At 59.7% G+C, this 21,698-nt stretch carries 22 protein-coding genes; 18 read left to right on the forward strand and 4 right to left on the reverse strand.

Going from position 1 to position 21,698, the window contains the following annotated elements; genetic code table 11:
• The first annotated feature begins 76 nt into the window (after positions 1-76).
• Both FP2506_RS04405 and FP2506_RS04410 read left to right on the forward strand, forming a co-directional pair.
• Positions 77-403 (forward strand): hypothetical protein, encoded by a 327-nt coding sequence (locus FP2506_RS04405; protein WP_148227465.1) that lies wholly within the window; start codon positions 77-79, stop codon positions 401-403.
• Positions 403-627, forward strand: a complete 225-nt coding sequence (locus FP2506_RS04410) for a Flp family type IVb pilin (RefSeq protein WP_040488902.1) — start codon at positions 403-405, stop codon at positions 625-627. The genes FP2506_RS04405 and FP2506_RS04410 overlap by 1 nt, the downstream gene beginning before the upstream one ends.
• Before the next feature lie 45 nt (positions 628-672).
• Here FP2506_RS04410 and FP2506_RS04415 read toward each other — a convergent pair whose 3' ends face one another.
• Positions 673-1,572, reverse strand: a complete 900-nt coding sequence (locus FP2506_RS04415) for a methyltransferase domain-containing protein (protein WP_007066196.1) — start codon at positions 1,570-1,572, stop codon at positions 673-675.
• Between the two features lie 127 nt (positions 1,573-1,699).
• On the opposite strand from FP2506_RS04415, the gene FP2506_RS04420 reads away from it, so the two are divergent.
• From FP2506_RS04420 to FP2506_RS04435, 4 genes are read left to right on the forward strand one after another with little or no spacing between them, the layout of a single operon-like run.
• Positions 1,700-2,449 (forward strand): ComF family protein, encoded by a 750-nt coding sequence (locus FP2506_RS04420; protein WP_007066197.1) that lies wholly within the window; start codon positions 1,700-1,702, stop codon positions 2,447-2,449.
• Positions 2,450-2,497: 48 nt separating this feature from the next.
• A complete protein-coding gene (grxC, locus tag FP2506_RS04425; RefSeq protein WP_007066198.1) occupies positions 2,498-2,755 on the forward strand; it encodes a glutaredoxin 3 in 258 nt (85 codons plus the stop codon).
• A 34-nt stretch (positions 2,756-2,789) separates the two neighbouring features.
• A complete protein-coding gene (locus tag FP2506_RS04430; RefSeq protein ID WP_050764983.1) occupies positions 2,790-3,710 on the forward strand; it encodes a carbon-nitrogen hydrolase family protein in 921 nt (306 codons plus the stop codon).
• Positions 3,707-4,201, forward strand: a complete 495-nt coding sequence (locus FP2506_RS04435) for a DUF1178 family protein (RefSeq protein ID WP_040488903.1) — start codon at positions 3,707-3,709, stop codon at positions 4,199-4,201. Before FP2506_RS04430 ends, FP2506_RS04435 begins: the two co-directional genes overlap by 4 nt.
• A gap of 41 nt (positions 4,202-4,242) precedes the next feature.
• Here FP2506_RS04435 and FP2506_RS04440 read toward each other — a convergent pair whose 3' ends face one another.
• Together FP2506_RS04440 and ubiG are read right to left on the reverse strand one after the other, a co-directional pair.
• Positions 4,243-4,587, reverse strand: coding sequence for a hypothetical protein (locus tag FP2506_RS04440; RefSeq protein WP_007066201.1), 345 nt, complete (start codon positions 4,585-4,587; stop codon positions 4,243-4,245).
• Between the two features lie 245 nt (positions 4,588-4,832).
• Complete coding sequence (gene ubiG, locus FP2506_RS04445; protein ID WP_040488904.1) at positions 4,833-5,582, reverse strand: bifunctional 2-polyprenyl-6-hydroxyphenol methylase/3-demethylubiquinol 3-O-methyltransferase UbiG; 750 nt, start codon at positions 5,580-5,582, stop codon at positions 4,833-4,835.
• 286 nt (positions 5,583-5,868) lie between these two features.
• Here ubiG and FP2506_RS04450 point away from each other — a divergent pair, with 286 nt between their 5' ends.
• The 7 genes from FP2506_RS04450 to clpB all read left to right on the forward strand — a co-directional run bounded on the left by FP2506_RS04450 (position 5,869) and on the right by clpB (position 16,522).
• Positions 5,869-7,122: an aspartate kinase gene (locus tag FP2506_RS04450; RefSeq protein ID WP_007066203.1), complete on the forward strand. Its 1,254-nt coding sequence runs from the start codon at positions 5,869-5,871 to the stop codon at positions 7,120-7,122.
• Between the two features lie 350 nt (positions 7,123-7,472).
• Positions 7,473-9,680 (forward strand): phosphoenolpyruvate--protein phosphotransferase, encoded by a 2,208-nt coding sequence (ptsP, locus tag FP2506_RS04455; RefSeq protein WP_244404122.1) that lies wholly within the window; start codon positions 7,473-7,475, stop codon positions 9,678-9,680.
• Positions 9,681-9,845: 165 nt separating this feature from the next.
• The gene (prfA, locus tag FP2506_RS04460; protein ID WP_007066205.1) at positions 9,846-10,925 is read left to right on the forward strand and encodes a peptide chain release factor 1; all 1,080 of its coding nucleotides are present in this window, start codon (positions 9,846-9,848) and stop codon (positions 10,923-10,925) included.
• Entirely contained in the window at positions 10,918-11,814 is an 897-nt protein-coding gene (prmC, locus tag FP2506_RS04465) for a peptide chain release factor N(5)-glutamine methyltransferase (protein WP_007066206.1), read from the forward strand. Before prfA ends, prmC begins: the two co-directional genes overlap by 8 nt.
• A gap of 366 nt (positions 11,815-12,180) precedes the next feature.
• Positions 12,181-13,071, forward strand: coding sequence for a DUF4167 domain-containing protein (locus FP2506_RS04470; protein WP_007066207.1), 891 nt, complete (start codon positions 12,181-12,183; stop codon positions 13,069-13,071).
• 249 nt (positions 13,072-13,320) lie between these two features.
• A complete protein-coding gene (locus FP2506_RS04475; protein ID WP_148227466.1) occupies positions 13,321-13,698 on the forward strand; it encodes a hypothetical protein in 378 nt (125 codons plus the stop codon).
• Positions 13,699-13,903: 205 nt separating this feature from the next.
• Entirely contained in the window at positions 13,904-16,522 is a 2,619-nt protein-coding gene (gene clpB, locus FP2506_RS04480; protein ID WP_007066209.1) for an ATP-dependent chaperone ClpB, read from the forward strand.
• 271 nt (positions 16,523-16,793) lie between these two features.
• Here clpB and FP2506_RS04485 read toward each other — a convergent pair whose 3' ends face one another.
• Entirely contained in the window at positions 16,794-17,357 is a 564-nt protein-coding gene (locus FP2506_RS04485) for a CBS domain-containing protein (RefSeq protein WP_050764986.1), read from the reverse strand.
• A gap of 525 nt (positions 17,358-17,882) precedes the next feature.
• Here FP2506_RS04485 and FP2506_RS18915 point away from each other — a divergent pair.
• The 5 genes from FP2506_RS18915 to FP2506_RS04510 all read left to right on the forward strand — a co-directional run bounded on the left by FP2506_RS18915 (position 17,883) and on the right by FP2506_RS04510 (position 21,698).
• Complete coding sequence (locus tag FP2506_RS18915; RefSeq protein WP_007066212.1) at positions 17,883-18,392, forward strand: YbjN domain-containing protein; 510 nt, start codon at positions 17,883-17,885, stop codon at positions 18,390-18,392.
• 37 nt (positions 18,393-18,429) lie between these two features.
• Positions 18,430-19,173, forward strand: a complete 744-nt coding sequence (locus FP2506_RS04495) for an AzlC family ABC transporter permease (RefSeq protein WP_007066213.1) — start codon at positions 18,430-18,432, stop codon at positions 19,171-19,173.
• Positions 19,170-19,463 (forward strand): AzlD family protein, encoded by a 294-nt coding sequence (locus FP2506_RS04500; RefSeq protein ID WP_007066214.1) that lies wholly within the window; start codon positions 19,170-19,172, stop codon positions 19,461-19,463. Before FP2506_RS04495 ends, FP2506_RS04500 begins: the two co-directional genes overlap by 4 nt.
• Positions 19,464-19,783: 320 nt before the next feature.
• Positions 19,784-20,368, forward strand: a complete 585-nt coding sequence (gene petA / locus FP2506_RS04505; RefSeq protein ID WP_007066215.1) for a ubiquinol-cytochrome c reductase iron-sulfur subunit — start codon at positions 19,784-19,786, stop codon at positions 20,366-20,368.
• Between the two features lie 25 nt (positions 20,369-20,393).
• The gene (locus tag FP2506_RS04510) at positions 20,394-21,698 is read left to right on the forward strand and encodes a cytochrome b (RefSeq protein ID WP_007066216.1); all 1,305 of its coding nucleotides are present in this window, start codon (positions 20,394-20,396) and stop codon (positions 21,696-21,698) included.

Below are 21,698 nucleotides of genomic sequence, written 5' to 3' on the forward strand. Positions count from 1 at the left end.
CAGCGCCCTTAAGCGAAAGTTCATCTGTTTTGGACGATTGTATCCGCGGACGCTTAACGCCGGAAACGAGAAATCGATGACCGAATTCGAAATCAGAAGCAAGGACATCGACGATTACGATCTGGCATCGCCACTGAGCCATCTCAGGTCGGTGCTGATTCGAGGCTCAGTTCTGTTCGGGCTAGGTGTCGCTGCGATGACCTTGGTGGTCGTGCCCGCGATGCAGCAGGGCTCCATGGGCACGTTGGCAGCGTTTGGCGGCCCTGACATAGACCGGATGACGACGGGATCGATCACCGGAGGGGGCCAATCGACGACGTACCGCGTCCATCGCAGCATTCTGCAGTCGGGTTCAGGCCCCTGCCTGATGTGGCCCGATGGGCGTCAGCAGGGAGCCTGCTGATGCGACGTCGGTTCAAACAGGCCATGGGTCTGCAGAATGGGAACGCCAAAGGTTTGAGGCGCCTCGCGACAGCGCTTAATGACGACAGTGGCGCGACCGCGATAGAATACTGTCTCATCGCCGGGATCATCGCGACCGCGATTGTCACGGGCCTCGAAGCGCTCGACATCGAGACCGGCTTCGGTACCATCGCCACAGCTCTTGCGACCGCTGCTGCCGGTTGAGCGGATCGCAAAAGAAGGCAACGGCGGGTCGAGTTCGCGCCGCCGCTATCGATCGCGCCCCTCCAAGGCATCTTTCATGCTGACATTCGCGCTGCCGCGCCGCGCTGGCAACTGCTGGCTCTCGTGCGGCGCCCATCCGGACAGATAGACATAATCGAAGGTCGCTCTGATGCGTCCGTCGCGGTCGGAATAGCGTTCGGCATAGATTTCCGCCGCCCGAAGGAAAAGGCTCCGCTTCGAAGGATGTCGCGATCGCTGGAAGAGGCTGTTCGCGAGCCCCATCAGCCGGAGATCACGCATGAGGTCGAACATCGTGTCGTATCGCACGGTGAGGCGATCCTGATCCGTTACAGGAAGCGCGAAGCCGGCCCTCTGCAGAAGGCTGCCGAGATCGCGGATATCTGGAAAAGGCAGAACCCGCGGGGAAACGCCGCCAGCGGCCTCGGCCTCAGCCGCGAGCAGCGACTGGCGCAACTCCGTCAGCGTCTCGCTCCCAAAGAGAGAGGCGGAAAAGAGCCCGTCCGGTTTTAGCGCCCTTCGGATCTGGATGAGAGTGCCGGGTGTGTCGTTGGTCAGATGCAGTGTCAAATTGGACAGCACAAGATCGAGTGATTCCGGCGCGAAGGGCAGAACCTCCTCGTCCGCCACGACTCCTCCCGTGCTCGTTTCGAGGAGCGCCCGATGCGGCGCACTCGAGATCACATCGCCAATGTTCGCGAGCCTGTTGATCCTTGTTCGCAACGCAGAGTATGCATCGTCGATAACGAGACAGCAGCCGAACTCGCGTTTGGTCACGGCGAGCCGATCGGTTAGCTCTTCCGCCGAGACGTCGTGCAGAAAAGTGGGTCGTGCTCCACTTTCGGCAGATGCCTGCCTGACACGGCGGCGTGTCGTCAGATCGCGGTCGACGACAGCCCCGATCTGTCCATTGGACGCAGCGCTCATGTTTGAGCCTTTCGATTTCGCTGTTTTCTTTTGCGGATGCAGATATAGTCCTCAGGTAGCGGTCGATGGTCGGGCTGAGACGGCAGCATCGTGATCGTATCGGAGGCCCTTTGTAAGGTGCGTTGCGGTGCTGACCCAGAAGCAGCGAACTCTCACCCTTCTAAGGCTTATCGGCGATCTTCTGTTTCCTCCGATCTGTACCAGCTGCGGCATCGGCATTGGGAAGCCGGCAGGTCTGTGTTCAAGCTGCTGGTCGGAACTGCGTTTCATCGAGCGGCCCTTCTGCGACATCCTCTGCCTGCCGTTTTCGTACGATCCCGGTGAGGGCGTCGTCTCGGCTAAGGCAATCGCGCACCCGCCACCCTTCGAGAAGCTGCGCTCCGTGGTCCTCTACGACGACCGAGCGCGACGCCTTGTTTCCGCGTTGAAATATCGCGATCGGCTCGATCTGGTTCCGCTGATGGCGGCTTGGATGGTCCGGGCTGGGCGCGACATCATCGCCGAAAGCGATGTCGTGATCCCTGTGCCACTCCACAAGCGACATTTGTGGCAGAGGCAATTCAATCAGTCCGCCGAGATCGCGAGGGTGATTGCGCGAAATAGCGGCTTGAATTTTGATCCAGGCACGCTCGACCGGGTTAAGCCGACAAAGAAGCAGGTCGGGCTCGGACGCAATCAACGTCGCGAGAATGTTCGTGGCGCCTTCAGGGTCGCGCCCGAGCGATACGACAGGGTGATGGCAAAGACTGTTCTCCTCATCGACGACGTCTTTACGACCGGCTCGACGGTAGCGAGCGCCACCAAAGCCTTGAAGCGCGCCGGTGCAAAGTCCGTGAATGTACTGACATTCGCGCGGGTTGCGGCTTTTGAGATGTGAGGCCATATCGTCGGTACGATCGCGCTTTTTAAGTCTCAGGAAGTCATTATGCCCGACATCACAATCTATACGCGCCAGCTCTGCGGTTTCTGCGCGCGGGCGAAAAGACTGCTCGATGAAAAGGGCGTGGTCTACGACGAAAAGGACGCAACCGGATCGCCGGTTCTTCGGCAGGAAATGCGCGAACGGGCGAAGGGTGGTGCCACGTTTCCGCAGATTTTCATCGGCGAGACTCACGTCGGCGGGTGTGACGATCTTTTCGCACTCGATCGCGCTGGCAAACTAGACCAGTTGCTCAGCGCATGAGCACGGGCCAGAGCCTGGATAGGAACTTTCTGGGATGACCGTTTTTCGCGCCGCTGTCTTACAGATGCGATCTGGGATCGATCCGGCGAAAAACGCCGAGGACTTCGCCGCTCTCGTCGAAGAGGCGGTGGCCGCAGGCGCTGACTTCGTCCAGTCGCCCGAAATGACCAACATGGTCCAGCGTGACCGCGCGACGCTGATGCGGTTTATCGCCGGCGAGGGAGACGATCCCGTGGCTATCGCCGCGTCTCGGCTGGCAAAAGCGCATGCGATTCACATTCATGTCGGGTCGATCGCAGTTGCGCTTGATGATGGCGAAAAGGTCGCCAACCGCGCTCTCGTTTTTGGCCCGGACGGACTCAAGCGTGCCTCGTACGACAAGATTCACATGTTCGATGTCGATCTTGACGGCGGCGAAAGCTGGCGTGAGTCGCGGACCTATCGGCCGGGAGATGACGCCACCATCGTTACGATCGAACCGAACGGTGGCACTGCGCAACTGGGTCTCGCGATCTGCTACGATATGCGTTTCCCGCATCTTTTCCGCGAAGAGTCGCTTCAGGGCGCTGAGATCCTCAGCGCGCCGGCGGCCTTCACGCGCCAGACCGGCGAAGCCCACTGGCATGTCCTCCTGAGGGCGCGCGCGATCGAGAACGGCGCCTTCGTCATCGCCGCCGCGCAGGGCGGCACGCACGAGGACGGGCGAGAGACTTACGGCCATTCGCTGATTGTCGATCCCTGGGGCAAGATCCTTGCGGAAAAGCATGGTAACGAACCGGGGATCGCGGTGGCCGACATCGATCTCTCTCTCGTCGCTGCGAGCCGGGCGAAGATCCCCAATCTCGCCAACGCCCGTGTCTTTAGGTCCGGAGGACGCGAAATCGTCGTTTCGAATGCGATTGGATCCGACACCTCCGTCGGTATGGCGCGGAACACGGCAAAGGGCGCAGCATGATCCGCTTTGCCCTCAGGTGCGGTGCGGGCCATCGGTTCGACGGTTGGTTCAGGTCCAGTGAGGACTTTGAAGGGCAAGCGAGGCGAGGGCTCGTAGCCTGTGCAGTGTGCGGGAACACGGCTGTCGAAAAGGCCCTCATGCGGCCCGCGATCGGCTCGAAAGCGAAGGCGGAAGCAGTATCGGCAATCGTGAACGAAGCGCCTGGCCGTGAGTTGGAGCAGAAGACGCGCGTTGCCGCGGAGGCGCCATCCGACCGGAGTGTCGAGCGAGTGAAAGAGCTTTGGACCGCGCTGCAAAACGAAGTGCGCGCAATGCGAAAGAAATCGGATTATGTGGGTCCGCGTTTCGCGGAGGAGGCAAGGCGCGTCCATTACGGCGAAAGCGAGAAGAAGGGTGTCTATGGCGAAGCCAGCCGCGAGGAGGTGAAGGCTCTTCACGAGGAGGGCATCATGGCAGTGCCGATGCCCGCTTTGCCAGAGGATCAGAACTAAGCAGGTTCTGCTGAACCAACGCTATAGATGCCGACCTGTCTTCAAGCAACGGCGCGCCTCGCCAAAGTGATCCGGCGGCTTCCGATGCTCTTCGATCCGGCTTCCTTCCTGAAATCGAGGGCTTGCTGGCGGAGAAGGTCGCCCTTTGCACCGGCATACTGGCGGAGATCTTTCATCTCGCACTGAAGAACCACATCGAAGGCGAGACTTCTGAGGTGGACCCGGCTGTAGCAGAAAAAGCCGAGCGCAGCCCGTTTTTCACCGGGGATCTCCCGAATCAGTTCTTCGCGTACCTCGCCCTCGGTGCGAATAAGATGCGCCAGAAGGTCGAGCGCGATCGGACAGGACTGTTCGCGGATCGCGTTTTCCGAATGCTGTGCGCTCATTGTCGTCCTCACTTGCTAATGCCGAGAGACCAAGCGCAGTTGGTCGTAAGGGCGTGGCCGAAAGGCGCTTCATGCGCGATACGTCGATTCTAAAAGCCTCGTGGTTACGCAAAGCTTAACTGTCGGTTTAAACCGGCAAAACTCTTCTCAGTATTCGGTTCACGTTGCTGTGAAGCCGGCACATGTGCTCAAACTGCAACGATCGGGTGATCTCGCTCGAACTCGAGTGGTAGCGAACCCGTCGATCAAACGGTCGGACGACGCGCGATTGTCATGTAGTTCACCGACGTATCGGTCGAACGCTTCCAAGCATCTTCGAGTGGGTGGTAAACCACACCCAATTCTTCGATCACCGTCATGCCGGCGGCACTCACCGGCCCCTCAACTTCCTCCGGACGCACCAGCTTGGAATATTGATGCGTGCCCCTGGGCAGCCAGCCGAGCACGTATTCGGCGCCGACGATCGCAAAAGCGAGGGCTTTCGCCGTTCGGTTGATAGTCGCGACAAAGAGGAGTCCGCCTGGTTTTACCATGTCGGCGCAGGTCGTCAGGAAGAACGGCACATCGGCGACATGTTCGACGATCTCCAATGCCAAAACCACATCGAACATACTGCCTTCGGCGGCGATCGCCTCGGCTGTCGTGGCACGATAATCGATCGAGAGGCCGGCTTCCTCGGCGTGCAGTTTCGCTACCTCGATATTGGTCTTTGACGCATCCGCCGCCGTGACCTCGAAACCAAGCCGGCGCATAGGTTCTGCGATCAGTCCGCCGCCGCAACCGATGTCGAGGAGTGTGAGACCTTCAAAGGGCTTCGATTGTCCAAGCTGCCTGTCGAAGTTCAGCGCCACCTGTTCGCGGATTTCCTCGAGACGGACGGGGTTGAACTTGTGGAGCGGCTTGAACTTGCCCTTCGGGTTCCACCATTCCGCGGCAAGACGTGAGAACCGTTCGATCTCGTCCTGGTCGACTGTATTGCTGTGCATTTGCGTCATGAACTGGTTCCGAATGATGTGAGTGTCTGCCACCTGCCGAGTTTTGGCGAGTAAGGGCGAAGTCAAGGCGAAGTCGCGGACGATGCGCCGCGATGCCGCGCAACGCCGTCGGCTACATTCGTTTCTGGCCCGCGGGTGACTCATGCACCGTTGTCAAAGCGGCCTGCCTCCGCTAGGGAACACGCGCCTTTCGGTGTGACAGCGCCGCGCAGGTATTCAATACGCAAATCGAAGGACTTCGCGGCGGGCATCTCACCTGTCTGGCTGCCGCCCCGATCATTATTGCATGGCCCGTCTGGTTCTTAAATTCGGTGGCACTTCAGTCGCCGACATCGATCGCATCCGCAATGTGGCTCGCCACGTCAAACGCGAGGTCGATGCCGGTCATGACGTGGCCGTGGTCGTGTCGGCGATGGCTGGCAAGACGAACGAACTCGTCGGCTGGTGCCGCGAGGCGAGTCCGTTGCATGACGCCCGCGAATACGACGCGGTCGTGGCGAGCGGCGAGCAGGTCACGGCCGGCCTGCTGGCGATCGTGCTTCAGGCGATGGGCGTCAATGCACGTTCCTGGCTCGGCTGGCAAATTCCGCTGAAGACCGATGATGCGCACGGCGTCGCTCGGATCGGCGACATCGACGGATCAGACATCATCCGCCGTTTCGAAGAAAAACAGGTAGCCGTAGTCGCGGGCTTTCAGGGGATCGCACCGGACAACAGGATCGCGACGCTCGGCCGTGGCGGTTCGGACACCTCGGCGGTCGCGCTGGCCGCGGCGCTCCAGGCGGATCGCTGCGATATCTATACGGATGTCGACGGGGTCTATACGACGGACCCGCGCATTGCGCCGAAGGCGCGGCGCATGAACAAGATCGCCTTCGAGGAAATGCTCGAAATGGCCTCTCTGGGCGCCAAGGTCCTGCAGGTGCGTTCCGTCGAACTGGCGATGGTGCACAAGGTCCGCACCTTTGTACGGTCCTCGTTCGACGATCCCGACGCGCCTGAGATGAGTGATTTCGACAATCCCCCGGGAACGTTGATTTGTGACGAGGAAGAGATCGTGGAACAGGAAGTCGTCTCCGGTATCGCCTATTCGAAGGACGAAGCGCAGATTTCGTTAAGGCGCGTCGCCGACCGTCCGGGCGTCGCCGCCGCGATTTTCGGCCCTCTGGCCGATGCCGGCGTCAACGTTGACATGATCGTGCAGAACATCTCCGAATCCGGCGAAGCCACGGACATGACCTTCACGGTGCCTTCGGCGGACCTCGCCAAGGCCGTCGACGTTCTGGAAAAGACCAAAGCCGAGACAGGATATGATGCGATCCAAAGCGAGGCAGGGCTGACAAAGGTCTCGGTCATCGGCATCGGCATGCGCAGCCATACCGGCGTTGCCGCGACGGCGTTTAAAGAACTCGCGAAGATCCCGGTGAACATCCGCGCGATCACAACCTCGGAGATCAAGATCTCGATCCTGATCGACAGCGACTTCACCGAGCTTGCCGTCCGCCGTCTTCATTCGGTCTACGGATTGGACAAGGTTTGACCGCTTCGTCCCGACATGGGACAAGTTTTATCGGTCGGACCCGGCCTGAGAAATGGTTGGCGCCTCAGATTAGAGTGAGTTTGCCTTGCATCTCTGGATAGCTGGTGCCGAACGTACCGATGAGACTTGAAGCTGCTGGAGAGCCTCGGTAAAGACACGCCGGATCGATGTGTAGGGACCACATCATGCGTGCGATTGGTTGGTCTGTCGCAAATTGAAACGATTGATGGTCCGTTGCTGGCGTTCGAGCCGCGCATTCCGGATCGTCCACGGTTTGGAAACGGGCGAAACGCGTGATCGGAAGCGACATATCAGGTCCGCGCGTGCTCATGCGCAGCATCCGAGCGCTCATGGCCGAATCGCTGGACCGTCAGACGCGCCTCGACCGAATCGTTGAGCTCATCGCAGCCAATATGGTTGCCGAGGTCTGCTCACTCTACGTGTTGCGTTCGGACTCGGTGTTGGAACTCTACGCGACGCAGGGTCTGAATCCGGGTTCTGTTCACCTTGCTCAACTGCGGCTCGGCGAAGGTCTCGTCGGAACGATCGCCGCGACCGCGCGGCCACTGAACCTCAAGCAGGCCCAGCACCATCCGGCTTTCACCTATCTTCCGGAGACCGGCGAGGAGATCTACACCTCCTTCCTCGGGGTCCCGATCCTGAGAGCCGGCCGGACCCTCGGCGTGCTGACGGTCCAGAACAAGGCCGAACGGCTCTATCGCGAGGAAGAATCCGAGGCGCTGGAAACGGTCGCCATGGTGGTGGCTGAGATGATCGCCGCCGGTGGGTTGGAGGGGCTCTCACGCCCCGGCGTCACGCTCGATCTGTCGAGACCGGTGACGTTTAACGGCGATGCCCTGTCTGACGGAATCGGGCTCGGGCACATCGTGCTGCACGAGCCGCGCGTCGTCGTCACCAATCTTTTTAATGAGCACGTCGAAGAGGAGGTCGAACGGCTCAACGAGGCGCTCGCACAGTTGCGCAGCTCGATCGAGGATATGATCTCGCGCCGCGACATCCCGGGCGAGGGCGACCATAAGGCCGTTCTCGAGGCCTATCGCATGTTCGCCTATGATCGCGGCTGGGTGCGGAGGCTTGAGGAGGCGGTCCGCAACGGTCTTACTGCAGAAGGTGCGGTCGAGAAGGTTCAGTCTGACATGCGCGCGCGCATGATGCACCTCTCGGACGCCTACATCCGCGAGCGGCTCCACGACTTCGACGATCTGGCGAACAGGCTTCTGCGGCAGTTGATCGGCCACTCCTCGTCCGCGATCGACGAGATCGACGACGCCATCCTCGTTGCGCGCAACATGGGTGCGGCACAGCTGCTGGATTACAGGCGCAATCGGATCAAGGCGCTCGTTCTCGAAGAAGGCGCCGCGACGAGCCATGTCGTCATCGTGGCGCGAGCGCTTGGGATTCCTGTCGTCGGGCAGGCGGCCGGCATCGTCTCGATGGCTGAGAACGGCGACGTCGTCATCGTCGACGGAGAAGATGGCTCGGTTCACCTCCGCCCGATGCAGGATGTCATCGAGAACTATGCCGACAAGATAGCTTTCCGCTCCAAGCGGAAGGAACGCTTCGCGGAAATGCGCGACCGGCCCGCAGTGACGCGCGATGGGGTCCAAATCGACCTTCAGATGAATGCCGGGCTGTTGGTCGACCTGCCGCAGCTTGACGAAGCGGGTGCCGCTGGCATCGGGCTCTTCCGTACCGAGTTGCAGTTCATGATCGCTTCGACCATGCCGAGGGCCGACGATCAGCAGAAGCTTTACCAGGCGGTTCTCGATACCGCGGCCGGTCGGCCAGTGACCTTCCGAACCCTCGATGTCGGCGGCGACAAGGTGTTGCCCTATCTTGCGAAGATCTCGGAGGAAAACCCGGCGCTCGGCTATAGGGCGGTGCGTCTATCTCTGGATAGGCCGGGGCTGCTCAGAACTCAGTTGCGGGCGCTTTTAAAAGCGGCGTCCGGCCGCGAATTGCGGTTCATGGTCCCCATGGTGTCGGACTGCTACGAGATCCACGCGGTCCGCGATCTGGTCGAGCGGGAACTCGCCCATTTGAAACGGTTCGGCTACACGCCGCCGAGCAACCTTAAATTCGGCGCAATGCTGGAAGTGCCGAGCCTCCTCTTTCAGCTTGATCAGATCATGCCACATCTCGACTTCATGTCAGTGGGCTCGAACGATCTGTTCCAATTCTTCAATGCTGTCGATCGAGGCAATCCGCGAGTGGCTGCCCGTTTTTCCGACTTGTCTCCCGGATTCTTAAGAGCGCTGAAGATGATCGTAGACGCAGGGCATCGACACGATGTTCCTGTCACGCTTTGCGGTGAAATGGCAGGAAGATCGGTCGCGGCGCTCGCGTTGATCGCCATAGGTTTCAGGTCAATTTCGATGGCACCGCCCTCGATCGGTGCGGTCAAGGCGATGATTCTTGATCTCGACGTCGCGAAGGCGACCGCCTTCATTGAGGAGCAACTGGCGAACCCGGACCCGGCCGCAGATCTTCTGCCGATGCTGGTCGAATTTGCGAATGCGAACGGCGTGCCATTGTAGCGCGAAGCGTTCTATCCGCATCACAAGGTCTTTTCCCGTGACGTTCGACGCATTAGGAACGCCATCGAACATCAGGCTTCCCCTCCTCTGTGAAGGCGTCGTGAGATGCGACGGCGACGCGGGGCGCCCGCCGGCAGGAAGCTTTATCGAAAGTCCGTTCACCTCATGGCCAATTTGCCGACAGCTGCACTTGACGAAATTCTCGCTCGCTTCACGCGTCTCGAAATGGACATGGCGAAAGGGCCTGATCACGAGGTCTATTCCAAGCTGGCAGCAGAGTACGCGTCGTTGGAGGAAGTGGTCGCGGCGATTCGGGAGTTTCGAGCTCTCGAGACCGAGCTAGCGGATGCCGAATCCTTGCTTGATGATCCCGAGTCCGATCGCGAGATGCGGAACCTCGCAGGAGTTGAGGTCGACGACCTCAGGAGCAGGCGCGAAGGCTTGCGCGGCCGCATCCAGATCCTTCTTCTTCCGAAGGATAGCGCTGACGAGAAAGGCGCAATACTCGAGATACGTGCCGGGACTGGAGGGTCGGAGGCAGGACTGTTCGCGGGTGACCTTTACCGTATGTACCAGCGCTATGCCGAACTGAACCGTTGGAAGGTCGAACTCCTCTCTGCGAGCGAGGGCGAAGTTGGCGGTTTCAAAGAGGTGATTGCTGCGATCAAAGGGAACGGCGTCTTCTCGCGCCTGAAATTCGAGTCCGGCGTCCACCGCGTGCAGCGCGTGCCCGAAACCGAGTCCGGCGGACGCATCCATACGTCGGCGGCGACCGTCGCTGTCCTGCCGGAGGCCGAGGATATCGATATCGACGTGCGCAACGAAGATATACGGATCGATACGATGCGTGCCTCCGGCGCGGGTGGACAGCACGTCAATACCACTGACTCGGCCGTTCGCATCACTCATCTGCCGACTGGCATCGTCGTTACCTCATCGGAAAAGTCCCAACACCAGAACCGCGCCCAGGCCATGCAGGTTCTGAAGGCGAAACTCTACGATATGGAGCGCCAGAAATACGACGATGAACGCTCCGCCGCTCGCAAAAGCCAGGTTGGGTCCGGCGATCGGTCCGAGCGCATCCGCACCTATAATTTCCCACAGGGGCGGGTCACCGATCACCGCATCAATCTCACTTTATACAAGCTCGATAAGGTGATTGAGGGTGAGATGGAGGAACTCGTCGACGCTCTCGTCGCCGATCATCAGGCGAAATTGCTCGCCGCAGTCGGTGCTGATGACTGACGCCGACCGCGGGTCGACAATCGGCGATGCGATGCGCCGGGCCGTCCGTAATCTGGCGGAGGCCGGGGTCGGAGGAGCGGACTTCGATACGAGGGTGCTGATGGCCGATGTTCTCGGGATCGAGACATCCTCCCTGCTCGCTCGCCGCGAGCGCCCGATCGAGCCTGACGCGGAAGAACGCTTTACTGCCTATATCTCTCGGCGACGGTCCGGCGAGCCGGTCCACCGCATCTTGGGAAAGCGGGGCTTTTACGGCCACGACTTCGAACTTTCGGCTGGCACGCTCGAGCCGAGGCCGGATACGGAAATCGTCGTCGAAATGGGAATCGCTTTCCTACGAACCGTCGATAGGGATCGCCCCCTGCGCGTTCTCGACATTGGGACAGGATCCGGCGTTATCGCTCTCTCGATTCTCGTTGCGCTTCCTCACACCCATGCTTTCGGAACTGACATCAGCGAGGACGCGCTTGCGACCGCGCGGCGCAACGCGAAACGCCTGAAGGTGGATGCACGCTTCGAAACGAGCGTAACGGATTATGCGGCTGGCATTACCGGCCCCCTTGATCTTGCGATATCCAATCCTCCATATATTGCGACGAGGGACATCGCAGGTCTGTCGTCGGAAGTCCGAGATTTCGATCCAAAATCGGCTCTCGACGGTGGCGAAGATGGATTGAAGGCCTACAGGGCGATTGCTGCGCAGGTGCGTAGCGTACTCGCCGACGACGGTTCCGTTGTCGTCGAGATCGGCATCGATCAAAAAGACCCGGTCACCCGTATTTTCGAAGCATGCGGATTTACTTTGTCCGACTGGAGAAAGGACTACGGCGGGATCGTTCGCGCTCTCCGCTTCTCTCGAGAAGAGGCTCCGTGCGACCGATTTCGGTGAATTTGCAACATCCGGCTAATCATCGGCCCCGAAATCCATGGAATAGGGCTTGTAGGACGTAGAATTCCCTATTACGGTCATTCGGACAGCGAACATGATTGGCGAGGATTTCCTTGGTTCACCGAAATGATTTTTCGGGTCCGGGAGTGACTAAGCGCTAAGCAACCGCGTTCCTCGAGTGCCGAATTACCGTTTGGACGATCGGCGTATCGAAACCATCAGATTGTCTTATTCTGCGGCGCAAAGATGCGACCGCACGCTCGGGCAAGGTGCGCCCCTTCCACGTTGAAAGGACAGAAGACCGATTTAAGTCCGGTCTTCGAGTAGAATAGGAAAAGCATGAGGCCAGGACAGCAGAAGAATCGGATGCGTGGTCGCGGACGCAAAGGACCCAATCCGCTTTCGCGGAGCTACGAGTCGAACGGTCCCGACGTGAAAATTCGTGGCAACGCACAGCACATCGCTGACAAATATGCCCAGCTTGCGCGCGATGCTTCAGCCTCCGGGGACAGAGTCGTCGCCGAAAATTACCTGCAGCATGCCGAGCATTATTATCGGATCATCGCGCAGGCTCAGCCGCAGAACCAGAACCAGCGCGACGAGCGTGATCAGCGGGACGACGACGACGACGATCAGCATTCCGGTAATGATCGCTTCGATCGACGCGAGTTCGGCAACAACGATCGACAAGATCGATCTGACCGAAACGGCAACTACGATGGCGATCGTCAGGAACGCTCGGAGCGCCGCGACCGTGACGGCGGGGACTGGAACGAAAGGCGCAACCGGGACAATCGCGACCGTAATGGACGTAATGACCGTCCGAGGCGCGATCGTGACCGTTCTTCCGAGAATGAGCCCGCCGGGTCAGGTCCACAGCCGGTCATCGCGGATCATGCGGCATCGGCAGATGGTTCGTTCAAGAACACGCGAGAGCGCAGCGATGCCGAAAGCGGTAAGCAGGAGCGGTTCGACCATCGCGATAGCGCAAACGTTGAGGCAAACCAAGGCACGGCCGCTAGCGGGAACGAAGACCAGGCGGAAAAGCCGCGCAAGCGCGGACGTCCACGTAAGTTGAAGGCTGAAGATACCGACAAATCGCCCGCCGAAGGTGAGAATGGCGAGGGCGAAGCCAAGCCGAAGCGCAAACCAGGTCGCCCACGGAAAGTGAAAGCCGACAAGGACGAATCACAGAACGCCAAGTCGTCCGACGAGCAGAGTGAGTTGCCTGACTTCTTACTTGCTTCCAACGGATGATGAACAATCGTTCGCTTGGCTTCTTATCTTGATTCCTAAAGTGAATTTCGTTGGTTAGCCACGCGAAAGTCGCAAAATGGCGCTCTCTGGTAGCTTGAAGAGACGATGGGGCGAACGCCGTTATTGCTCCGCCCATTGTCAATTCTTGACTTCCACCAGGCCGTGAGTAGTTGATGTCACCCGTTAGGGGGTCGGCGAACGCTGGGTCCTTCCAAGCCAATTGTTTGTTTCGGTGCTTAGGAGGTTTGATTGACGCTTCGCATAATTCTGGGAATTGTCATTGGTGGAATTTTAGGCTGTGTAGCAACAGCTGCGGCTGTCGCTTTTCTCGCTGGAGGTGACTTCACCGCATTCGTCACCGATCCAGGTAAGCATGGAGTGTCTATCGCGATTGCGCTGCTCCTTCCTGCTTTCTTCGCAAGCATGTCGATCGGCTGGGCGATTTTCGTCGGCATTATCTGGTGCGACGTCGTTGCTGCGGTGTTGACTAAATTTGTCTTCGGCGGCGCGGATGCTCCGTGGAGCATGCTTCTCGGCTTCAATTTGGTCTATGCGGTCGTTGCCGTCCTCGTCTTCGCGGCATTCGCCGCAGATCCTCTACAGGCTAAGCGAGCGGTACGAGCCTGAACGATCATTCTGCATAGCCGATCCATTGGGGCCCCGCGATAACCGGGGCCCTTTTTGCTTTCGCAGCGTTGGTTTCCAGTCTTTTTTGAACGCAGCGTAGTATCCATATTCATCGTGGACGGCCCGCCTGATGGTTAGGGGGCCATGCTCCGGATTCTGTTCGAACGATGCCGAAAGCGGGTCGAGTCGATAGTTGGAGACAAATATGAATATCGAAAAATACACCGAACGCGTCCGCGGTTTCATCCAAGCTGCACAGACGATGGCCGTATCCCGTGACCATCAGCAGTTCACCCCCGAACATCTCCTGAAGGTCCTCGTCGATGACGAGGAGGGAATGGCGGCGCGCCTCATGGAGAAGGCCGGCGGGCGTGTGAAAGATTTGCGCCTTGCCGTCGAAGCGGCGCTCGACGCCATGCCGAAAGTGACCGGTGGCGGTCAGATGTATCTCGCTCAACCCCTCGCCAAGGTGTTCGCGACAGCCGAGGAAATAGCCAAGAAAGCCGGCGACAGCTTCGTTTCCGTCGAACGGCTTCTTCTCGCCATGACGGTTGAGAAGTCAGCGAAAACGGCGGATATCCTGAAGAGGGCGGGCGTAACGGCGAACGGTCTCAACGCCGCGATCAACGATCTGCGAAAGGGCCGTACCGCGGATACGGCTTCGGCGGAGAGCGGCTATGACGCGCTAAAGAAATATGCCCGCGATCTAACCGCTGTCGCCCGCGATGGCAAGCTCGATCCAGTCATCGGACGTGACGATGAAATTCGCCGCACTGTGCAGGTTCTCTCTCGTCGCACGAAAAACAACCCAGTTCTCATCGGTGAGCCAGGAGTCGGCAAGACAGCGATCGCGGAGGGCCTTGCGCTGCGCATCGTCAACGGCGACGTCCCAGAATCTCTTCGCGACAAGCAATTGATGGCGCTCGACATGGGTGCGTTGATCGCCGGCGCGAAGTATCGCGGTGAGTTCGAAGAACGACTGAAGGCGGTATTGTCGGAGATCGCTTCTGCTGCCGGCGGCGTCATACTATTCATCGACGAGATGCACACGCTCGTCGGGGCGGGCAAGGCGGACGGGGCGATGGACGCGTCCAACTTGTTGAAACCGGCTCTGGCGCGTGGTGAACTGCATTGCGTTGGTGCGACGACGCTCGACGAGTTTCGCAAGCATGTGGAGAAGGATGCGGCGCTGGCACGCCGGTTCCAACCGGTCTTCGTCTCGGAGCCGACGGTGGAGGACACAATCTCGATCCTCCGCGGTCTGAAGGAGAAGTACGAGCAGCACCATCAGGTGCGCATATCGGACTCCGCCCTCGTCGCGGCAGCTCAGCTCTCGAACCGCTACATCACCGACCGCTTCCTGCCGGATAAAGCCATCGATTTGGTGGACGAAGGCGCGGCGCGCCTCAGGATGCAGGTCGATTCCAAGCCCGAGGCTCTCGACGAGATCGACCGGCGCGTCATGCAGCTGAAGATCGAGCGCGAGGCCCTTCGCAAGGAGACCGACGATGCTTCGAAAGATCGGCTTGGACGTCTCGATGCGGAACTTGCCAATCTCGAGGAAGAATCCGGCCGCCTGACGCAAAGTTGGCAGGCCGAGAAAACAAAGCTCGGTAGGGCCGCCGAACTTAAACGGCAGCTCGACCAGGCCCGAAATGCTCTTGCGGCGGCCCAACGGGTCGGCGAGTTCCAGCGAGCGGGTGAGCTGGCCTACGGCGAAATCCCGAGGCTCGAAGCGGAGCTGAAGGAGGCTGAAAGCCGGGATCAATCGGCGGGTACTTCGATGGTCGAAGAGACGGTTACCGCCGACCACGTAGCACAGGTGGTCTCCCGCTGGACGGGGATCCCCGTCGACCGCATGCTCGAAGGAGAACGCGAAAAGCTTTTGCGCATGGAGGACGCGCTCGCCAAACGCGTCGTCGGGCAGGGTGAAGCGGTTCAGTCCGTCAGCCGCGCCGTGCGCCGGGCGCGGGCGGGTCTACAGGACCCCAACCGCCCGATCGGCTCGTTCATTTTCCTCGGCCCCACGGGCGTAGGAAAGACGGAGCTGACAAAGGCGCTCGCACACTTCCTCTTCGATGACGAGGCCGCGATGGTACGCCTCGACATGTCGGAGTTTATGGAGAAGCATTCCGTCGCGCGTCTGATCGGCGCGCCTCCCGGCTATGTCGGTTACGAAGAAGGCGGCGCGCTGACCGAAGCGGTGCGCCGGCGGCCGTACCAGGTGATCCTCTTCGACGAAATCGAAAAGGCACATCCGGATGTCTTCAACGTCCTTCTCCAGGTGTTGGACGACGGACGCCTGACGGACGGGCAGGGCCGGACGGTCGATTTCCGAAATACGATGATCATCATGACCTCCAACCTTGGGGCCGAATTCCTCACGGCGCTCGGCGAGGACGAGGATGCGGAAGCCGCGCGCGAACGGGTGATGGAGGTGGTTCAGGCGACCTTCCGCCCTGAATTCCTCAACCGCGTCGACGAGACGATCCTCTTCCATCGCCTTCACCGCTCGGAAATGGGCGCAATCGTCGACATCCAGATGGAGCGCCTCGAAAAGCTTCTCGCCGAGCGGAAGATCGGAATCGAGCTCGACGGGGAGGGCCGCGAATGGCTTGCCAAGAAGGGCTACGATCCCGCCTACGGCGCGCGCCCCTTGAAGCGCGTCATTCAGCGTGAGGTTCAGGACCCGCTCGCTGAGGAGATCCTCCTCGGTAAGGTGAAGGACGAAGACACCGTCAAGATCACGGCAGGCTCCGACCGGCTGATCTTCCACGTTGTTGGTTCAAAGCGTGGAAGCGAAGGCGACCGCGTCGCAGCCTAAGTGCGGCGCTCCAAAGCTAACACGCGAGCCGGGCCGCTTGTGCGGCTCGGCTCGTATTCGTCTTACACACCGCGCATCCGAACAGGCATACGTAAGCGAAACATACGATGCGGATCGTCCTGCTCGTTGCCATCACTGACGATCATCCATGCGACGTCAACGAGGTTATTGAGTTTCAGACGTCAAATCGCTGCATTGACGATAAGGGGTCAGGGCGCCCAATCGAAGTGATGCTAACGGGAAAGCTCTAACACGGAAACCCGATGCAAACTCATCCCGAGTAGCCCGAGCCCCAGGCTGTGAGAATTGCGATGAGAATGAGGGAATACAGAAGAATGCCGGCGACAATCAGCAGGATCGGATAATTGCTCGAGACCGTCGCCTTGGTAACCTGCGTGGCCTGATAGATGAGATCCGGCCAGGTGTAAGAAACGAAATCGCCTTGGGTCATGATTGCGACGATGCGGTTGTCCGCATCGATCACCGGCAATCGACGGAACCGTTCGTTCGACATGATCCGCAGCCAATCGAGAAGATCGTCATCGGCGCGCGCCATCCGGAGTTCACGCGTCATGATGTCGGCAAGCTGTGTTGTCTTCGGGTCCTTGCCCTGATTGACCAGCCGCTTCATGACGTCTCTCTCGGTGACCAGACCCTCGACCTTCTCGTCTGGCCCAACGACGACGACCGACCCGATGTCCCGTTTGGACATCTCGGCGACGGCTTCCGCAACGCTTGTATCAGCTGAGAATGTCACCGGTTTCGGCTTACTTGAAAATTCAGGACGATCCTTGATTTTCATGGTGCGGCCCACTCCTCGACGGATGATCAACATTCGGAGCCTACGACATCGTCGGTGCCGACCGAATAAGCCAGCTTGTCGCATCGTCATGGGATCTGTGAGTGGCTCATGCACCTCTTGTTCTCGGATGAAATATTCGGCCCCCGGGGAAGCAAAGGCACATTCTATGTCTCGGGGAGGAAGGCGAGGTGTCCTAAGCTAAGTTCTCGTGGCAGCTTCGAGAACGGACACGCTGGTTGAGCAAGATCTACAGCCATGAAGGTCGCGCCAGCATTGCTCGCGAGCCAATCAGTAGTTCAGAACGACGTGAGCAATCGATCAACACAGCGAAATTTGCATGCTGGGCAAGCGAGCTATTCAAAGGTAACCGCCACCGCAAAGCCCTGCCGGCTCGCGTGTTTGATCTCGGAGGCAGCAAATGCGATTGCCACCCAATCGTTTGCGAGATTGCACGGCTGCAACATCCCGAGAGTTCACTTCCCCGTAACTGGACCGTCTTCGCTTGCGCATCGGAGGTACAGTTTGACAAATAGCTCGCGAATCAATGAGGGGCGTATCATGCCAGCTTCGAGCCAGTCGTTTGTTTTCGCACTGCTCTTTCTGTTCGCCGGAGTGCCCCAAGCGCTCGCCGTCGGCGAAGCGGCGGAGTCGCCTTCGGGACCGTCGATCGTCTCGACCAACGAGGTCGACGCAATTCGCGAACTGGCCGAGGGCTATGGCGATGCGCGTGTCGTAGAGCTCGACAACGGAGATCCGGCGATCGTCGGCGACATCAATGGCACTGCGTATCAGCTGTTCTTTCTCGAATGCGAGGACGGGAAGGACTGCGGCGCGCTGAATTTCTACGCGATCTGGGACGTTCCCACGGTGTCGGTCGGTGCACTCAACGTTTGGAACCGCACGGCACCGTTCAACAAGGCTTATCTGACCGAGGAAAACCGCCCGGTCATCGAGATGAATCTCCCAGCCGAAGGGGGCTTCGTGCGCGAGCAGCTCGACTACATCTTCAGCCAGTGGACCATCGCGCTCGCCGAATTCTCTCGCGATGTGATTGCCGAGGCGCCCTGAGCGCCGCACTGCCCGCTTCCCCGAAAGACCTCCCGCCATGCTCTCCGCCCGCAAGGCCGATCCTGCCGTTGTGTCGGCACTTCGCGACGTGTTTCCGATCATTCTCGCTGTCGTTCCTTTCGGCATGGTCTACGGCACCGTTGCGGCCGGCGAAGGGCTGACCCTGCTTCAGACCGTCGGTTTCTCCGCTTCGGTCTTTGCAGGAGCCTCCCAGCTGGCGGCCCTTCAGCTCGTCGGCATCGGCGCCCCGGTCTGGTCCGTGCTGCTGGCGGTATTCGCGCTCAACTTCCGCCACATTCTCTATTCGGCATCCGTCGGTCGTCACATCAAGCATTTTCCGAAAGCGGCGAAGGCGCTGGCATTCTTCCTCCTGGCCGATCCAACATTTGCAGCTGCGGAAGCTCGCGCAGGCCGTAGGGCGCTTTCGACTGGCTATTACTTCGCCTACGGTCTTTCGCTCTATGTCTGCTGGCTCATCTCATCGCTGGTCGGCGCGCTGGCCGGTGCCCTGATCGAGGATCCGGCGGTCTTCGGCATCGACTTCGTCCTGCCGGTCTATTTCCTCGCCCTCGTCATGACCTTTCGCCAGCGTGCGAGCTTTTGGCCTGTGGCCAGCACCAGCGCAGCGGCGTCGATCGTTATCTATGCAGTGATCGGCCCGCCGTGGCATGTCACCCTTGGGGCGCTCGCGGGAATTCTTGTCGCAGCTGTGATGCCAATCGAAAACAGGTCAGTCGGCAGCCCTATGGCAGATGAGCAGTCAGCGGAGAAGGCGACTTGAGCGACATCTGGCTGATCGTCCTCCTCGCGGGAATACTCACCTATCTGACTCGGATCGGCGGGCACCTTCTCATTAAAATCGTCGGCACGCTCCCGCCGCGCCTCGAAGCAGCGCTCGACGCGGTTCCGGCCGCTGTACTCACGACTATTTTCGCGCCGGTTATGGTCAGCGGTGACTGGCCGGAGCGAGGCGCGCTCGTCCTGTGCGGCATCCTCGCCTTTCGTTTTCCTCTGATAGGGACCGTGGCGATCGGAGCAGGCTTCGTCGCAATCGCGCGGGCAATTCTTTAGCCACGTCGACCCGATTTGGAACAGCTACACCGAGCGACGAATCGTAACGTTCGATTTCTTATGTAGCACACCGATCAGGGACCTTGAGAGAGGCGTCGTCCCGTCATTTTTGTACACCCCCGTATGCGGCGACAAACCTAATCGAAAATTGGTGATTTGAGGCGCATTCGCGCCGCTCTGCGAACTGGACATCGCCGGCTTGATTGGCTTAGAAGCCCTCCAAAGGCTCCGGTTATTGCAGCTCAATATGACTGCTGGCGACAGTTCGTCCTCTTGCCGGGATCGTGAAAATTTCGCAGAAACCCGTTCAAAACGGGCAGATGAGTGACAGGAAAGGCTACGCAGTGAGCGTAAACGAGAGCGCCGACCCAAACCGCCGCGACTTTCTCTACATTGCAACCGGCGCTTTCGGCGCTGTCGGAGCCGCTGCCGTCGCATGGCCGTTCATCGACCAGATGAACCCGGATGCGGCGACGCTCGCGCTCGCCTCGATCGATGTCGATGTCAGCCAGGTCGCCGAAGGCCAGTCGATTACCGCCAAATGGCGCGGCAAGCCCATCTTCATCCGCCAACGCACCCAGCAGGAAATCGACGAGGCACGCTCCGTCGATCTTTCGGAGCTCAAGGATCCGATGGCGCGCAATGCGAACCTGCCCGGCGACGCGGATGCGACCGACGTGAACCGCGCGGCCACCGATAAGGAAGCCTGGCTCGTGATGGTCGGCGTCTGCACCCATCTCGGCTGCATCCCACTTGGCCAGGCCGGCGATTACGACGGCTATTTCTGTCCCTGCCACGGTTCGCACTACGATACGGCCGGCCGCATCCGCACGGGCCCGGCGCCGGAGAACATGGCGATCCCACCGTTCTCCTTCTCTGACGACACGACCATCACCATCGGTTGATCGGAACGCAAGGAAATCCCAAGATATGAGTGGTCATTCATCCTACGTCCCGTCGAACGGCATCATGCGCTGGCTCGACGCCCGCCTGCCGCTTCCCCGAATGGTCTACGATTCGTTCGTCGCCTATCCGGTGCCGCGTAACCTGAACTACGCTTACACCTTCGGTGGCATTCTCGCGATCTTTCTGACCATCCAGATCCTGACCGGGATCGTTCTCGCGATGCATTATGCCGCCGCGTCGTCTCTCGCCTTCGAATCGGTCGAGAAGATCATGCGCGACGTTAACTGGGGTTGGCTTCTGCGCTACATGCACGCCAACGGCGCATCCTTCTTCTTCGTCGCCGTTTACCTGCATATTGCTCGTGGCCTGTATTACGGCTCCTACAAGGCACCGCGTGAGGTTCTGTGGATCCTCGGCGTCGTGATCTTCCTCCTCATGATGGCGACTGCCTTCATGGGCTATGTCCTTCCGTGGGGCCAGATGTCCTTCTGGGGCGCGACGGTGATCACCGGCTTCTTCACGGCTTTCCCGCTGATCGGCGAGCCGATCCAGACGCTCCTTCTCGGCGGCTTCTCGGTGGACAATCCGACGCTGAACCGGTTCTTCTCGCTGCATTATCTGCTGCCGTTCATGATCGCCGGCGTCGTCATTCTCCACGTCTGGGCGCTGCACGTGACCGGTCAGACCAACCCGACCGGCGTCGAGGTGAAGTCGTCGAAGGACACCGTGCCGTTCACGCCCCATGCGACCGTCAAGGACGGCCTCGCCATGATCGTGTTCCTCGCGGTCTTCGCCTATTTCGTCTTCTACCTGCCGAACTACCTCGGCCACCCGGACAACTACATCGAGGCGAACCCGCTGGCGACACCGTCTCACATCGTGCCGGAATGGTACTTCCTGCCGTTCTACGCGATGCTTCGCGCGATAACCTTCAACATTGGCCCGATCGACTCCAAGCTCGGCGGTGTTCTGGTGATGTTCGGTTCGATCATCATCCTGTTCTTCCTGCCTTGGCTCGACACCAGCCGCGTGCGTTCTACGGCCTTCCGGCCCCTCTACAAGGTCTTTTTCTGGATCTTCGTGGCAGACTGCATCTTCCTCGGCTGGCTTGGCGCGAAGCCCGCAGAGGGGATCTACCCGACGCTCGCTCTTCTCGGGACGATCTACTACTTTGCCCACTTCTTGATCGTCCTGCCGGTTCTCGGCCTGGTCGAGACTCCAAAGAAGCTGCCGAATTCCATTACCGAAGCGGTGCTTGGCAAACAAAAGAGTGAAAGCGGCGCAGGTTCGCCAGCGGGCGCTGCCGCTTCGCCGGAAACCAAAGGCTGA

The sequence above is a fragment of the Fulvimarina pelagi HTCC2506 genome (genome assembly GCF_000153705.1).
GTDB classification, from domain to species: Bacteria; Pseudomonadota; Alphaproteobacteria; order Rhizobiales; family Rhizobiaceae; genus Fulvimarina; species Fulvimarina pelagi.